The organism is Pseudonocardia sp. DSM 110487 (assembly GCF_019468565.1).
In the GTDB taxonomy this organism is placed as follows: domain Bacteria; phylum Actinomycetota; class Actinomycetes; order Mycobacteriales; family Pseudonocardiaceae; genus Pseudonocardia.
Window position 1 is genome coordinate 860,505 of the sequence record NZ_CP080521.1, and the last position, 13,378, is coordinate 873,882.

Consider the following 13,378-nt stretch of genomic DNA (forward strand, 5'->3'; position numbering starts at 1 on the left):
TTGAAGCTCCTGGTGGGACGTGTTGATCTAGGCAATCGCCCGTCTACCAGGAGATTCGCCCATTCGAGGCCACGCCACGCTGCACACCGCTGACTGCCCGCCCAGGTCGGCAAAATTCATTCGTTACTTTTGGCGTCATGGCGCGCCAGCAGGTATCCGGCGGGGGGCTTGCCTGGCGCCGGAGCAACGATTCGCAGGCGTCCGAGCTCGGCGAAGTCGTGCTCGCGCAGTCGGTCGGCGAGCGCGTCGAGGGTCCACAGATACGCCGGTGAGGCTCTGTGGTCGTACGGGACCCAACCGTTGGCGTCTGCGGTGTCGGTGATCTGCACACCGATCAGCAGGGGTCCGCCCGGCTCTACCACTCGGGCGAACTCGGTCAGGACGCGCGGAAGCAGGTCCGGCGGCGTGTGGATCAACGAGAAGTGCGCCAGGATGCCCGCGATCGACTCGTCCCCTGCGTCGAGATGGAGCATAGAACCGACCTCGTAGCGCAGGTCGGGACGATACCGGCGGGCGATCGCGACCATGGCCGGTGACAGATCGATCCCGTAAGCCCGGATACCGGCTCGATCCAGGTGATCGGTCCACTGTCCGGGACCGCAACCCGCATCGACCACAGCACCCACCGACCCACCGGCGCGGACGAGGTCGGCGAAGGCGTTGATCATCCCCGCTGACAGCGCATCGATGACTTGGTCGCCCTGTCGCACCATGTCGTCGTACAACTCGGCGACCTCGTCGTAGTCTCGGCGGGTCCGATCCAACGCTTCGTTCTCACTCACCCGCCGGACTCTAGGGAACAGGTCGGACGTAGGAGTGTCGGACACTCCAACCGCGAAGGCGACGCGATCGATCCGTCCGCCCAGGACGGTGGGCACCACCTTTACCACCGCCCCCACCAAGCTGTCCACGACGGCCGCAGCGCTGGCACATCCACTCCCGGACCGCACGCCACGCCGCACAACCGCTGGCCAGCCCCCTCACCAGGTTGGCAAAGGCTCACTGAGGTCTCCGCGCTTGCTTCGCGGCGCGCGCAGACCTCAGACATCCATGGCGGTTAGGTTCCGACGAACGCGCCGTTCGTCGGAACGTCTCCCGTTCGAGCGACCGCGCCCAGAAACATTGTTATCAGAAGTGATACCATGTTGCGGTGGCGCAGAACGACTCGAGCAGGACGGAGCACGCGCTCGATCAGGCAAGTCCTGATCTGCTGGCGGTCCTGGAGTCGGCTGCCCGGCTCCAGGAACTCGTGCCGGATGCCGTCCTGGTCGGCGGTTCGGCGGCGGCCCTCTACGCCGGCCACCGCGACTCGTGCGACCACGATCACGTGATCGGGGACCTGCGGGACCGGTTCGACGTCGTGTTGGAGGCGCTCGAGTCCGAGGGCGAGTGGGTCACCAACCGGGTGCGGCCCGGCAAGATCATCCTCGGTCAGCTCGGTGACATCGAAGCGGGCGTTCGTCAGATGATCCGAACGCGCCCTCTCGAGACCGCCGAGGTTCCGCTCCCTTCGGGGCGGTCCCTGCGCGTGCCGACGGCGGAGGAGACGCTGCGCATCAAGGGGTTCCTGATCGTCCGCCGGAACCAGACCAGGGACTACCTCGATGTGGCCGCGTTGTCCGATCGCTATGGCGCCGACGCGGCGGCCGCGGTCCTGGCCGCGATCGATGACTACTACGCCGACCAGCACGGCCAGGGGCGCGGCGTCGCATCCCAGGTTGCGCGGCAGCTCGCGGATCCGCGGCCGAAGGACGAGTCGGTCACGCGCCAGCTCGGTTCGTATCGGAATCTGCGGACGCGGTGGACCGACTGGGCCGAGGTGCGTCGCGCCTGCATGGCTGTCGCTGCCGGCATGCTGGATGCGAAGGAGTAGCGCGATGCCACTCGCATTTCGCAACCTCGACATCACTCCGGAGGCACCGGTCTCCTCGTGGCCGACCGAGGCCGTTCAGGCGGCGTTGGAGCGCGGCGATCTCGAACACTGGCGCCGGATCGTCGCGGAGGTGAATCAAGATCCGTGGGGTCGGATCGCTCGACAGCTCGAGGAAGTGCTGTCGCATTCCCGCCCCTACGGCATCGCCGACGCGATGGACGTCGCGCTCGCGCGGGCCCGGCGGCGGGCCGAGGACGAGGAGCGAGAGCAGGTTGCGGCCGAGGTCCGGGACGCGATCGCCCGGTCCGGGTTGAGCCGCGCGGAGTTCGCCTCCCGCATCGGGACGTCGGCATCTCGGCTGTCGACCTATGCGACAGGAAAGGTCACGCCGTCGGCGTCATTGATGGTCAGGATGCGCCGCGTCGCAGCTCAGGGGGAATGATCCCGGCGGCGCGCTGGGTTCGCCTGCGGATTCACAGGGTCAACGGCTCTCCAGGGGCGAGAATGCGCACGTCGGTGTCGGGTGCCACGTCGGCGGCCGCCTGCTCGTAGAGGTCGGGGCGGTCGCGGTCGAGCTTCAGCAGCAACCGGTCCCGCACCGGGCCTGCCGTGTACGCGTAGTGGATGGGCACGGCCAGGCGTGGATGCAGGACCTTCGTGAGGTCGGCGGCCTGCTCGGCATCCATGACGACCTGGCGGCCCAGCATCGGGCGGATCCGCAGCCCGTTGATCGGGAGCAGGGCGAGGTCCAGGTCGGGGAAGCGGCGGGCGATCTCGTCGAGTTCAGGGATGCGCATGGTGTCGCCGCCGAAGAAGACGGCCTGCCCGTCGGACCGGAGCACGAAGGTCGCCTCCGGTACCGAGTGCTTTGCCGGGGCGGCGGTGACCCGGACCGGGCCGAGCTCGGCGCTGTCCCAGTCCCCGAGCGCGACGACATTGTGGAAACCGGCCGCCCGGACCCGCGCCGCCAGTGACGGGATGGTGGCGACGGGGACCTGTTTGTCCGGGTAGCCGGCCAGTGCATGCAGGTCGCAATGGTCGTAGTGGCCGTGGCTGATGACGATCCCGCTGAGCGGCGGGAGGTCGGCGGCGCTCGCGAACGCGCGCGGCTCGCCGGGGTGGTAGCCCGGCCGCTCGGACAGCCAGGGGTCGGTGAGGATCGCGGCCCCGTCGAAGTCGAGGAGAACGCTCGCGTGGACGACACGGGTGACTGTCGTGGTCATGATCGCCTCTTGGGAAGACAGCTGTCTATGGACGCTTGTAAGTAGACACGCGTCTTTCTATGATCGCAACAGTGAACTGCGGGCGGAGAGGAGTCGCGATGACCAGGCCGGCCTCCGGTCGGAGAGTCAACCGGCGAGGCGAGGGCGAGCGACTGCGTGGCGAGCTCGTCGAGGCCGCATGCCGGCTCCTGGAGCGTCTCGACGGCGAGGAGTCGCTGTCCCTGCGTGCCGTCACACGGGAGGCGGGCGTTGCACCGCAGAGCTTCTACCTGCACTTCCCGGACAAGCAGGCGCTCATGCGCGCGGTGTACGAGGCGAGGTACGCCGAGCTGACGGCAGGGATGCGGGACGCGCTTGCGCAGCTGGACAGCACGGCACCGCCCACTGAGCGCGTCGGAGCCATCGCTCGCGCCTACTGCCGCTTCGGCCTGACTCGCCCCGCCGAGTACCGCGTGCTGTTCGGCACGCTGGGCACGTCGGGATGGGATCCCGAGACCCTGCCGGGTCTGGTGGCCTTCCAACTGTTCCGGGACGAGCTCGCCGGCTGCGTGGCGTCCGATGCCGATGAGGTCACCGTGTGTCTCTGGGCGTCTCTCCACGGCCTGGTCACCCTGCGGGTGAATCGGCCGTCTTTCGCCTGGCCGCCCATCGACGACCTGATCGACCGGACCGTCGCGGCCTACGCCGGCGGCTGATCGTCAGGATCCCGGGACTGCCGGGCTCGCATGGCGAGGTGCGCGACGGGGCACGGCCAGGTCGTCACGGTGGTGAGGCAGCCGCGGCAGCGGCCGTCGGGTAGCCGCCGGTGGATCGCGAGCACCCGTTCCGCGCCGCCGGGCTGCTGCGCCATGAACTGGATGGCGGCGTCGACGTCGGTGACGGAGAAGTCAGCCATCGCGGCGCAACCGGCAGCGGAGGCGCCGGGCCCGTCGCTGCGCGGGCGTCCGTGGGTTGCAGAGCGGGCACGGCCGTCCCGGGCCTTCCGTCAACGCGGCGCTGACGACGACCGCGCCGCAGCGGGCGGCGTAGCGACCGGTCGAGGACGTGGCGAACACCCCCTCCTCGACGAGGTGATCACACCGGTCGAGGGCGGTGACGATCACCAGTCCGCTCGTACTGGATGGCACGTGCGCTGGCCGCTTCGGCATAGCAACACCATAGAAGACGCATGTGCGAGTTAGGAAGTAGTAGGCCGGGCGTGTCTTTCGACGGCCGATAGGCCACACTGCTCAGCTATGGCTCAGAGTCCGACGGTCCGCCGACTCCAGCTCGGCCGCGAGCTGCGCCGACTCCGGGAGAGCGCGGCCGTGCCCCGCGAGGCCGCCGCGGAGGAGCTGGAGTGCGACGTCTCGAAGATCAGCAAGATCGAGACCGGCAAGCAGACGCTTCAGGCCGCCGAGGTCAGGGCGCTGCTGCGGCTCTACGGCTGCGAGGGGGAGGAGGCGGAGCAGGTCCTCGCCGTCGCGCGGGAGGCTCGGAAGCGGGAGTCGCACCGCGTGCCGGAGTGGGTGCGGGCCTTCGTCGGGCTGGAAGCCGAGGCGGTCGAGATCAAGAAGTTCGAGATAGAGCTTGTACCGGGCCTGTTTCAGACGGAGGCATACACGCGCGCCGTGACGCATGCGGCGGACCCGACCCGGAACCCGGGCGAGGTCGACCGACTCGTGGCGATCAGGCAGGAACGTCAGGCTCGCTTGTTCGGCGACGGCCCTCCGCAGCTCTGGGTTGTGCTCAACGAGGCGGTCATCCGTCGGCTGGTAGGCGGGCGCGATGTGATGGCCGAGCAGCTGGGTCGGCTGCGGGAGCTGGCCGACCTGCCGACCGTGTCACTCCAAGTGTTGCCCTTCGGTGCCGGTGCCCACGCGGCGATGGGTTCGTCGTTCAGCATCCTTCGTCTGCCCGATCCAGGCGGCCAGGTCGTGTACCTGGAGGACCTGTGGAGCGCGGAGTACGTCGACCGCGAGTCCCAGGTCGCCGCCTACAATCAGGTGTTCGATCGCCTCTGCACGACCGCGTTCGACGCGGCGGAGACGAAGACCCTGATCGAGAGGGCGATGGGTGAGTCCGATGACCGATCTGGCGGGCGCCGTCTGGCGTAAGTCCAGCCGGAGCAACGGCAACGGCGGCGACTGCGTCGAGGTGGCCGACCTGCCGGACGGGTCGCGGGCCGTGCGGGACAGCAAGGACCGCAGTGGTCCGACCCTGCTGTTCACGCCGTCGGAGTGGCAGGCGTTCGTCGAGGGCGTGAAGCTGGGCGAGTTCGACTAGCGGATCCGGCGGAGCGGGGAGCGCTCCAGGACGCCCCGTCGCAATCCGCGACGAAGGACACAGGCGAGCCAACGCTGATGTCAGGTTAGCCTCAGCGCGCATCGTCGCAGTCCCGAACGCGTCTTTCGAAGGAACCAGTACGTGACGTCCCACGCTCCCCGTCTCATCGGCCGCACCGCGGCCGCGGCATTCGCCGCCTGCGCGCTGGTCGGCTGCGGTGCATCCGAGCCCGTGCCCACCTCCGGCCCGGCGGTGGGCGGCGAGGGGGTCACGACGTACCCGCTGACGATCGAGACCTGCGGCCGCAGCCAGACGTTCGACGCGGCCCCTGGCCGCGTGGTCTCCCTCGATCAGGGATCGACCGAGATCCTGCTCTCGCTCGGTCTGGCTGATCGGATGGTCGGGACCGCGTCCTGGACCGACCCGGTGCGGGAGAACCTGGCAGAGGCCAATGCGCGGGTGCCCCGGCTGGCGGACAACGCCCCGTCGTACGAGGCGGTACTCGGCACGGACCCCGACTTCGTGACGGCGTCGTTCGGACGGCACTTCAAGGAAGAGGGCGGCGTCGCTCCGCGCGACCGGTTCGCCGAGATCGGCATCGGCACGTACCTCTCGCCCACCGACTGCGAGGACGGCCGCAGCATCAACGGCGGCGGCAAGCGGACGCGGCCGTTCACCATCGACTCGCTGTACCAGGAGATCACCGAGCTCGCGATGATCTTCGACGTGTCGTCGCGTGGCACCGCGTTGGTCGAGGAGCTGAAGTCGCGGACCGCGGCGGCCGTCACGCGGGCGGATGCCTCGGGAACGACGCTGGCCTTCTGGTTCGCCGACACCAAGAGCCCCTACATCGCGGGCGGTACCGGCGCGCCGGACCTCCTCGCGCGCACCATCGGGGCCCGCAACGCCTTCTCCGACGTCGCCGACGAGTTTCCGGCCACCACGTGGGAGGCGGTGGCCGACCGCAACCCCTCGGTGCTGGTGCTGGGCGACCTCGCCCGCAACCGGTTCCCCGGTGACCTGCTCGGCGACAAGGAGGCGTTCCTGGCTTCCGACCCGGTCACCGGATCGATGACGGCGGTCCGCGAGAAGCGGTACGTGTCTCTGCACGGCGCCGAGATGAACCCGTCGATCCGGCTCGTCGACGGCGTCGAGAAACTCGCCGCCGGTCTGTCCGCCCTGCCCCGGTGACCGTTGCCGGCGTCCGCTCCGCCCGTGGTGTCGCCGTCGCGACGGTCGTCGCGGGCGCAGGGGTTCTCGTTCTGTCGGTGGCGGTTGCCATCACCCTCGGCTCGGCCGACATCTCGCTCGTCAACGTCCGGGACATCGTGGCGAACCATCTCGGGGTGGTCGCGATCCCGGTGCGCGCGGTCGAGGACGCCATCGTGTGGGAGGACCGGCTGCCGCGGTCGCTCGTGGCCGCCGCCTGCGGTGCGGGCCTGGCCGTCTGCGGGGTGATCCTGCAATCGCTGCTGCGCAACCCGCTCGCCGATCCGTTCCTGCTCGGCGTCTCCTCCGGCGCCTCGACCGGTGCGGTGGTCATCGGGATCCTGGGTGTGGGTGGCGGGGCGCTGGGCCTGTCCGGCGGGGCGTTCGTCGGCGCCGTGTTCGCCTTCGCCATGGTGCTTCTGCTGGCCCGGCTCTCGGGTGGGAGCAACGACCGCGTCATCCTGGCCGGGGTGGCAATGACGCAGCTCTTCTCGGCGCTGACGTCCTTCGTCATCTTCGCCTTCGCCGACTCCGACGAGACGCGCGGCGTGATGTTCTGGCTGCTCGGCTCGCTCGAAGGCGTCCGGTGGGACGACGCGCGGCTCACCGCATCCGTCGCCGTCGGCGGGCTCGTCGTGTGCTGGGCCCTCGCCCACGTCCTGGACGCCTTCACCTTCGGCGACGAGGTGGCCGCGTCGCTCGGCATGCCGGTCGGCGCGATCCGGGCCGGGCTCATGACCCTCACGGCGCTGGTGACCGCGGCGCTGGTGAGCGTGGCAGGCGCGATCGGGTTCGTCGGCCTGGTCCTTCCGCACGCCGCCCGGTTCCTGGTGGGCCCCGCCCACGGCCGGCTCGTCCCGGTCAGCGCCCTGCTGGGAGCGGTCTTCATGGTGTGGGTCGACGCGTCCACCCGGGTGGCGTTCGCCCCGACGCCGCTGCCGATCGGCGTGGCCACGGCCCTGGTCGGGGTCCCCGCGTTCGTACTGATCATGTTCCGCCGGAGGGGGACGAGGTGACGCTGAACGCCGACGCGGTGACGTGGAACCGCGGCGGGGCGATCGTGGTCGACTCCGTGAGCGTGCGGCCCGAGCCCGGCGACACGGTCGGCCTGCTCGGCCCGAACGGTTCCGGCAAGTCCTCCCTGCTGCGCCTGCTCGCCGGGCTGGCGCGGCCGACCGCAGGCACCGTGAGCCTCGACGGCACCGACCTGCGCCGGCTGCGAAGGCAGCACGTCGCGCGCTCCGTCGCGGTCGTCGGCCAGCACGCCGACACCGATGTCGACGTCACGGTGCGCGACGTGGTCGCGCTCGGCCGCCTACCGCACCGCGGCGTGCTGGGCCCCGATCACAAGGCCGACGCAGCCGCCGTCGACCGGGCCCTGGAGCAGACCGGGTTGACGGTGCTCGCCGATCGGCTCTGGCGGCAGCTGTCCGGCGGGGAGCGCCAGCGGACGCAGATTGCTCGCGCGCTGGCACAGCAACCGCGCGAGCTGTTGCTGGACGAGCCGACCAACCACCTCGACATCCGCCACCAGCTCGAGGTGCTGTCCCTGGTGTCCCGGCTGCCGGTGACGTCGGTGGTCGCGCTGCACGACCTCAACCTTGCAGCGCTGTTCTGCGACCACCTCATGGTGCTGCGCGCGGGACGTGTCGTCGCGGCGGGCGCGGCCCGTGACGTCCTCACCCCGGAACTGATCGCCGACGTCTACGAGGTCCGTGCCGAGGTGATCGACGATGCGTCCGGCCGGCTGAGCGTCCGCTTCGAGCCGGAGCACCCGGTGATCGCTGCGAGACGCACATCATCGTCCTCGGGAGGGCCCTGACGCGCTTCTCGGGCTGATCATCAGCCGTGGCCGCCGCGGTGGGTGAAGTTGCGACGTATCCGCAATGCGGCGACGGGGATCGCAACGTGGGCGAGGAGCAGGACCACCGCCGCGACGGTGACACCGCCACCGAGTGCCAGAGCGACACCGCCGATACCGAGATGCACAGCCACGGCGACGGCGGTACCCAGCACGCCGGCGACGGTGAGGGCGATCGGAGCCCGCGCGCGGTGTGCGGGTGGTTCGGGGTCGGTGCCGTCCCACGTCAGGGTCAGCTGGTCGCGGCGGCCGAACCGTTCGATGTCGCGGGTGAGGATCTCCTGGATGCGGTGCAGGTTCTGCTCGTCGGCCGCATCAGCGCGGACCGTGAGCCGGTCGTCCTGCACCCGGAGCGTCGCGCTGCCCCACGGGTCGAAGGTCACGACGACCTGGTCGTCGGCGCATTCGACGTGCAGATTCACCTCGCCACTGGCCAGGGGGTTGCCGCCGTGCATGCGCATGCCGTGGCCGCGGGTTCCGCCCATGGCGCGGGCGTGCTTGCCGAACTGGGCGAGGTAGCGGGCGGCGCGAGGGGTGTCGATCGCCGCTTCTGCGGTGGGCATCGGCTGCTCAGTTCCTGGTCGCGGCGACGGACCACGCGCGGATGCCCTCGGGATCGATCGTGATCTCGATTGTGGCCGGTTCGATCGCGTCGAGCCGCCACCCGTCGGCGAACGCGGTGGTGATCTCCGCGCGGGTCAGCCGGTGTGGCCCCTCGTTGCCGGGCTGCCGGTCGGAGAAGCAGAGCATGAAGTACCGGGCACCGGGCCGGGTCGCCGAGCGCAGGCCGGCGACGTAGGCGGCGCGGTCGTCGGGGTCGAACATGTGGAAGAGGCCGCAGTCGAGCACGGTGTCGAAGACCTCGTCGAGCTCACCCAGGTTGCGGGCGTCCCACCGCAGGAACCTGGCGGGGAGCCCGCGGTCGCGTGCCTTGCGGCCTGCGGTCTCGAGCGCGTTGCCTGCCAGGTCCACGCCGGTGGCGTCCAGCCCCATCTCGGCGCACATCAGCGTGTGCTCCCCGGTTCCGCAACCGGCGTCCAGTACCCGCCCCGCGATCGCGCCGGCCTCGGCGAGCGCCCGGAACGCCGGCTGGGGCCGGCCGATGTCCCACGGCGGCGGGCTGGCGTAGAGGTCTTCCGGACTCCGGTACTGCGGGTGATGCGGTGTCATGACCTCAGCTTTGCGAGACAAAGTGTCTCTGTCAATGCGCAGTGTCGGCTACCGGTCGTCGCGTATGGTTCGGTGGTGCCGAAGCTGTGGAACCAGACGATCGAGGCCCACCGTCGCGAGGTGCGCGACGCGATCCTCGACACCACCGCGGCACTGGTGGCCGAACACGGGCTGCTCGCGGTCACGATGTCGCGGATCGCCGCCGAGACCGGGATCGGGCGGGCCACGCTGTACAAGTACTTCCCGGACGTCGAATCGATCCTGGCCGCATGGCACGAGCGCCAGGTCGGCGCGCACCTGGCGCAGCTGGTCGAGATCCGTGACCGCGGCGGCGAACCCGCGCAGCGCCTGGCCGCCGTGCTGGAGGCCTACGCCCTGCTCTCCCACGTGTCGCGGGAGCACCACGACCGCGACCTCGTCGCCCTGCTGCACCGTCAGGGCCGCCACCTCGAACCCGCTCTACGGAAGGTGCACGACCTGATCCGGGACCTGCTCGCGGAAGCCGTGACTGCAGGCGACGTCCGCGGCGACATCCCGCCCGCCGAACTGGCCGACTACTGCCTGCACGCCCTCGGCGCGGCCGGTGGTCTCCGCTCGAGGGCGGCGGTCCAGCGGCTGGTCACGGTCACCATGGCCGGCCTGCGTCCGGATTGAGTTTGCATAGCGAACCAGTCGGACGACACGTCGCCCGTAACGGCCGCCCACCACCCGGCGACCCCGCCGGCGTGTCGATTTCGCCTCGTCCCGATCGTCGATGAGGCGGAGGTCCGGACCAGACCGGACCGCGCCGACAGAGGTGGCCAACGGTGAACTATCACTCCGCCGGATGGGATCCCGGCTTCACGCCCCAGGACGTCGCAGCGCTGGCGAGCGTCACGGAGGGGCCGGTGCTGGTTGCCGGCGACCCGGGACTCGCCGACGAGCTGTCCTGCCCCGATGCCACGATCCTGCACGAACCCGACATCACGGTCGGGGCGGCGAACCCGGCGGACGTCCAGGCAGCCGTGCGGTTCGCCGCCGACTTCCGGCTTCCGCTCGCCGTGACGGCACCCGGGCACCGGGCTTGCCCGAAAGGCGGCGTGCTCGTCAGCACCCGCCGCATGAACCGGGTCCACCTCGACCGGGTCAGCCGAACCGCGATCGCCGAGGCAGGCGTGCTGTGGCCGGACGTCGTCGATCGGGCCGCCGAGCTGGGCCTCGCCCCGCTGGTTCCGTCATATCCCGGGACGGGGATCGTCGGCCGCACGCACGGATGGACGGCAGGTCACGTCCGCTCGGTCCAGGTCGTCACCGCCGACGGGGAGTTCCGCCACGTCACGGCCGGCAGCGATCCGCGCTTGTTCCGGCTCCTGTGCGCGAGCGATCCCGGCGACGTCGGCCTCGGCATCATCACTGCGATGGAGTTCGCTCTCTTCCGCTAGGGGGACGGTATCGGGCGCCCGATCGAGGGCGTCAGCGACCAGCCGTGAGGCGCGAGCGGGTGCGGGCAGGCGCCGTCGGGGGCAGCTCGGAGAGGATGCCGCCGAGCGTGGTCGCGCCGAGGTGTCGCCGCCATGCGTCGTGCGCCTCGGCCATCTTCCGGGCGAGGATGCACGTGTCGCGGCAGTCCTCGGGCGGCAGCGCGCCGCGCCCCTGCTGGCGGATCTCGCGGCACTCGTAGGGCGAGGCAGCGCCGTCGACGGCCTCGACGAGTTGCAGCAGCGTGATCTCGGACGCGGGTCGGGCGAGGCGGAACCCGCCGCGGGGACCGGTGGTCGCGGCCAGCAGACCGGCCTTGACGAGCGACTGGAGCTGCTTGGCGAGGTACGGCCCTGGTATGTCGTAGTACTCCGCGAGCTGCTTCGCCGACGCGGTGGCTCCCGGCTCGAGCTGCGCAAGCGTGGTGGCGCAGTGCAGGACCCACTCGGTGCTCACGGGCAGCTTCACGCGTCACATCCTATCGCGGATATTGCGGATCTATTTAGTCCGAGATAGCGTCGGCGGCATGCGGATCGCAGTCGCCGGGGCAACCGGCAACATCGGAGCACTCACCGTCGCCGCCCTCGAACAGGGCGGTCACGAGGTCGTGCGCATCAGCCGCTCGCTCGGCGTCGACCTGTCCACCGGCGAGGGGCTCGACGTGGCACTGGCCGGGGTCGAGGCCGTCGTCGACGCCACCAACGGGCCTTCGTTCGACGAGGCCGCGACCGTGGCGTACTTCGGCGCCACCACCGCGAACCTGCTCACCGCCGAGGAGAAGGCGGGCGTGCAGCACCACGTGCTGCTCTCGATCGTCGGGATCCACCAGGTCGAGGGCAACGCGCACTACGCGGGCAAGCGGGAGCAGGAGCGCCTGGTCTCCGCGGGTCCGGTGCCGTGGACGATCGTGCCGGTCGCGCAGTTCCACGACTTCGCCGCGATGGTGGCGGGCTGGACCGAGCGGGACGGCGTCGCCACCATCGCCCCGCTGCTCGTCCAGCCGATCGCGCCTGCGGACGTCGCCGAGATCCTCGCCGAGATCGCCGTGGGTGAACCGCAGGGCCGCTACGCCGATGTTGCCGGCCCGGAGCCGCAGGACCTCGTCGACATGGCCCGGCGCACGCTCCACGCGCGCGGGCGGGCGATCAAGCTGGTGCCGACGTGGTCGGGCCTCTTCGGGCCAGGGATGGCAGGCAATGTGCTGCTGCCCGGCGACGGTGCCCGCATCGCGCCGACCACCTTCGACGAGTGGCTCGCGAAGTCGGTCTGAGCGGCACCCGGCCGCGGTGCTGAGGTGCGGCGTGATCAGCATTCGGCGCGTTCTCGGGTCGGATTCGCCCGTCTCCGCAGACCGGAGCCGGGGGGCCGATGAGTTCTCGACCGTTGGCAGGTCATAGCTGCCGTGACGACCTACACACTCGAGACCCCCGAGACCGACCTCGTCTACGACGTCCGCGGCCCGCTGCCGCCCGCAGGCGGGCGCCCGCCGCTCGTCATGATCGGCCAGCCCATGACGGCCGACGGTTTCGCGACGCTGGCCTCGCACCTCCCCGACCGCACCGTCGTGACCTACGACCCGCGCGGTCTCGGTCGCAGCAACCGCAAGGACGGCAGGACCGACCACGACCCGGACGTGCAGGCCGCCGACGTCCACGCCCTGATCCAGGCGCTCGGGGCGGGGCCCGTCGAGATGTTCGCGAGCAGCGGCGGCGCGGTCACGGCGCTCGCGCTCGTGGCGGCGTACCCCGACGACGTGACCGTCCTCGTGGCCCACGAGCCACCGCTCATCCCGGTCCTGCCGGACGCAGCCGCCGCGGAGCGCGCCAGGGCCGGGTTCCGGGACGCCTACGAGGCAAAGGGCTCCGGCGCAGGCATGGCGGCCTTCATCGCGATGACGTCGTGGCCGGGCGAGTTCACCGAGGACTACTTCGCGCAACCCGCGGCGGATCCGGCCGCGTTCGGTATGCCGACCGAGGACGACGGCACGCGGGACGACCCGCTGCTCTCCGACCGGTCGTGGGCGGTCAGCAGCTACCGGCCGGACGTCGACGCGCTCGCCGCGGCGCCCACCCGGGTCGTGATCGCGGTGGGCGAGGAGACCGGGAACACCTTCACCGGCCGCACCGCGGAGGCGACGGCCGAGCTGCTCGGCCAGGAGGTCACGGTGTTCCCGAGCCACCACGGCGGCTTCGCGGGCGACGAATTCGGCTACCCCGGTCAGCCCGAGGCGTTCGCGCGCAGGCTGGGTGATGTCCTCGGATGATCCTTCATCCGAAGATGGAGTACGCAATTCTGCGTACTCCGGTCCGGTGTCGCCCG

The 13,378-nt window shown here is 70.7% G+C and carries 19 protein-coding genes; 12 read left to right on the plus strand and 7 right to left on the minus strand.

Features of this window, described 5'->3' with window-relative positions; all coding sequences use genetic code 11:
* Positions 1-116: 116 nt before the first annotated feature.
* Complete coding sequence (locus tag K1T35_RS03960; protein ID WP_220258825.1) at positions 117-782, minus strand: class I SAM-dependent methyltransferase; 666 nt, start codon at positions 780-782, stop codon at positions 117-119.
* A gap of 368 nt (positions 783-1,150) precedes the next feature.
* On the opposite strand from K1T35_RS03960, the gene K1T35_RS03965 reads away from it, so the two are divergent.
* Positions 1,151-1,873 (plus strand): hypothetical protein, encoded by a 723-nt coding sequence (locus K1T35_RS03965; protein ID WP_220258826.1) that lies wholly within the window; start codon positions 1,151-1,153, stop codon positions 1,871-1,873.
* Positions 1,874-1,877: 4 nt separating this feature from the next.
* Positions 1,878-2,315: a DNA-binding transcriptional regulator gene (locus K1T35_RS03970; protein ID WP_220258827.1), complete on the plus strand. Its 438-nt coding sequence runs from the start codon at positions 1,878-1,880 to the stop codon at positions 2,313-2,315.
* Positions 2,316-2,346: 31 nt separating this feature from the next.
* Here K1T35_RS03970 and K1T35_RS03975 read toward each other — a convergent pair whose 3' ends face one another.
* Positions 2,347-3,096 carry an MBL fold metallo-hydrolase gene (locus K1T35_RS03975; protein WP_220258828.1) on the minus strand — a complete coding sequence of 250 codons (750 nt, stop codon included), beginning with the start codon at positions 3,094-3,096 and terminating at the stop codon, positions 2,347-2,349.
* A 98-nt stretch (positions 3,097-3,194) separates the two neighbouring features.
* Here K1T35_RS03975 and K1T35_RS03980 point away from each other — a divergent pair, with 98 nt between their 5' ends.
* Positions 3,195-3,791, plus strand: a complete 597-nt coding sequence (locus K1T35_RS03980) for a TetR/AcrR family transcriptional regulator (protein WP_220258829.1) — start codon at positions 3,195-3,197, stop codon at positions 3,789-3,791.
* On the opposite strand, the gene K1T35_RS03985 is transcribed toward K1T35_RS03980, so the two are convergent.
* Together K1T35_RS03985 and K1T35_RS03990 are read right to left on the minus strand one after the other, a co-directional pair.
* Positions 3,776-3,991 (minus strand): hypothetical protein, encoded by a 216-nt coding sequence (locus K1T35_RS03985; protein WP_220258830.1) that lies wholly within the window; start codon positions 3,989-3,991, stop codon positions 3,776-3,778. The two genes, K1T35_RS03980 and K1T35_RS03985, sit on opposite strands and share 16 nt — an antisense overlap.
* Entirely contained in the window at positions 3,984-4,244 is a 261-nt protein-coding gene (locus K1T35_RS03990; RefSeq protein ID WP_220258831.1) for a hypothetical protein, read from the minus strand. The genes K1T35_RS03985 and K1T35_RS03990 overlap by 8 nt, the downstream gene beginning before the upstream one ends.
* A gap of 87 nt (positions 4,245-4,331) precedes the next feature.
* On the opposite strand from K1T35_RS03990, the gene K1T35_RS03995 reads away from it, so the two are divergent.
* The 5 genes from K1T35_RS03995 (at position 4,332) to K1T35_RS04015 (ending at position 8,392) form a co-directional block, all read left to right on the plus strand.
* A complete protein-coding gene (locus K1T35_RS03995; protein ID WP_220258832.1) occupies positions 4,332-5,192 on the plus strand; it encodes a helix-turn-helix transcriptional regulator in 861 nt (286 codons plus the stop codon).
* Positions 5,161-5,361, plus strand: coding sequence for a DUF397 domain-containing protein (locus K1T35_RS04000; protein WP_220258833.1), 201 nt, complete (start codon positions 5,161-5,163; stop codon positions 5,359-5,361). Before K1T35_RS03995 ends, K1T35_RS04000 begins: the two co-directional genes overlap by 32 nt.
* Before the next feature lie 141 nt (positions 5,362-5,502).
* On the plus strand, positions 5,503-6,552 hold the full coding sequence (locus K1T35_RS04005) for an ABC transporter substrate-binding protein (RefSeq protein WP_255621571.1): 1,050 nt from the start codon (positions 5,503-5,505) through the stop codon (positions 6,550-6,552).
* Positions 6,549-7,586 carry an iron ABC transporter permease gene (locus tag K1T35_RS04010; protein WP_220258834.1) on the plus strand — a complete coding sequence of 346 codons (1,038 nt, stop codon included), beginning with the start codon at positions 6,549-6,551 and terminating at the stop codon, positions 7,584-7,586. Before K1T35_RS04005 ends, K1T35_RS04010 begins: the two co-directional genes overlap by 4 nt.
* Positions 7,583-8,392, plus strand: a complete 810-nt coding sequence (locus K1T35_RS04015) for an ABC transporter ATP-binding protein (RefSeq protein ID WP_220258835.1) — start codon at positions 7,583-7,585, stop codon at positions 8,390-8,392. Before K1T35_RS04010 ends, K1T35_RS04015 begins: the two co-directional genes overlap by 4 nt.
* 20 nt (positions 8,393-8,412) lie before the next feature.
* On the opposite strand, the gene K1T35_RS04020 is transcribed toward K1T35_RS04015, so the two are convergent.
* Together K1T35_RS04020 and K1T35_RS04025 are read right to left on the minus strand one after the other, a co-directional pair.
* The gene (locus K1T35_RS04020) at positions 8,413-8,994 is read right to left on the minus strand and encodes a DUF2218 domain-containing protein (protein ID WP_220258836.1); all 582 of its coding nucleotides are present in this window, start codon (positions 8,992-8,994) and stop codon (positions 8,413-8,415) included.
* A 7-nt stretch (positions 8,995-9,001) separates the two neighbouring features.
* A complete protein-coding gene (locus K1T35_RS04025) occupies positions 9,002-9,601 on the minus strand; it encodes a class I SAM-dependent methyltransferase (protein WP_220258837.1) in 600 nt (199 codons plus the stop codon).
* 75 nt (positions 9,602-9,676) lie between these two features.
* Here K1T35_RS04025 and K1T35_RS04030 point away from each other — a divergent pair, with 75 nt between their 5' ends.
* Positions 9,677-10,255 (plus strand): TetR/AcrR family transcriptional regulator, encoded by a 579-nt coding sequence (locus tag K1T35_RS04030; RefSeq protein WP_220258838.1) that lies wholly within the window; start codon positions 9,677-9,679, stop codon positions 10,253-10,255.
* Positions 10,256-10,407: 152 nt separating this feature from the next.
* Entirely contained in the window at positions 10,408-11,022 is a 615-nt protein-coding gene (locus K1T35_RS04035; protein ID WP_220258839.1) for an FAD-binding oxidoreductase, read from the plus strand.
* 31 nt (positions 11,023-11,053) lie between these two features.
* Here the strand turns inward: K1T35_RS04035 and K1T35_RS04040 are convergent, their stop codons facing one another.
* Positions 11,054-11,527: an Rrf2 family transcriptional regulator gene (locus tag K1T35_RS04040; RefSeq protein WP_220258840.1), complete on the minus strand. Its 474-nt coding sequence runs from the start codon at positions 11,525-11,527 to the stop codon at positions 11,054-11,056.
* A gap of 58 nt (positions 11,528-11,585) precedes the next feature.
* Between K1T35_RS04040 and K1T35_RS04045 the strand changes: the two genes are divergently transcribed.
* Together K1T35_RS04045 and K1T35_RS04050 are read left to right on the plus strand one after the other, a co-directional pair.
* Positions 11,586-12,329: an SDR family oxidoreductase gene (locus K1T35_RS04045; RefSeq protein WP_220258841.1), complete on the plus strand. Its 744-nt coding sequence runs from the start codon at positions 11,586-11,588 to the stop codon at positions 12,327-12,329.
* A gap of 132 nt (positions 12,330-12,461) precedes the next feature.
* Positions 12,462-13,322, plus strand: a complete 861-nt coding sequence (locus K1T35_RS04050) for an alpha/beta fold hydrolase (protein WP_220258842.1) — start codon at positions 12,462-12,464, stop codon at positions 13,320-13,322.
* The last annotated feature ends 56 nt before the right edge of the window (positions 13,323-13,378 follow it).

What these genes read in the sequence shown, in the direction of transcription:
- K1T35_RS03980 (WP_220258829.1), top strand. Translation starts at nt 3,195, where the DNA reads ATGACCAGGCCGGCCTCCGGTCGGAGAGTCAACCGGCGAGGCGAGGGC.
- K1T35_RS03990 (WP_220258831.1), bottom strand. Translation starts at nt 4,244, where the DNA reads ATGCCGAAGCGGCCAGCGCACGTGCCATCCAGTACGAGCGGACTGGTG.
- K1T35_RS03970 (WP_220258827.1), top strand. Translation starts at nt 1,878, where the DNA reads ATGCCACTCGCATTTCGCAACCTCGACATCACTCCGGAGGCACCGGTC.
- K1T35_RS04025 (WP_220258837.1), bottom strand. Translation starts at nt 9,601, where the DNA reads ATGACACCGCATCACCCGCAGTACCGGAGTCCGGAAGACCTCTACGCC.
- K1T35_RS04045 (WP_220258841.1), top strand. Translation starts at nt 11,586, where the DNA reads ATGCGGATCGCAGTCGCCGGGGCAACCGGCAACATCGGAGCACTCACC.
- K1T35_RS03995 (WP_220258832.1), top strand. Translation starts at nt 4,332, where the DNA reads ATGGCTCAGAGTCCGACGGTCCGCCGACTCCAGCTCGGCCGCGAGCTG.
- K1T35_RS04000 (WP_220258833.1), top strand. Translation starts at nt 5,161, where the DNA reads ATGACCGATCTGGCGGGCGCCGTCTGGCGTAAGTCCAGCCGGAGCAAC.
- K1T35_RS04020 (WP_220258836.1), bottom strand. Translation starts at nt 8,994, where the DNA reads ATGCCCACCGCAGAAGCGGCGATCGACACCCCTCGCGCCGCCCGCTAC.
- K1T35_RS03975 (WP_220258828.1), bottom strand. Translation starts at nt 3,096, where the DNA reads ATGACCACGACAGTCACCCGTGTCGTCCACGCGAGCGTTCTCCTCGAC.
- K1T35_RS03985 (WP_220258830.1), bottom strand. Translation starts at nt 3,991, where the DNA reads ATGGCTGACTTCTCCGTCACCGACGTCGACGCCGCCATCCAGTTCATG.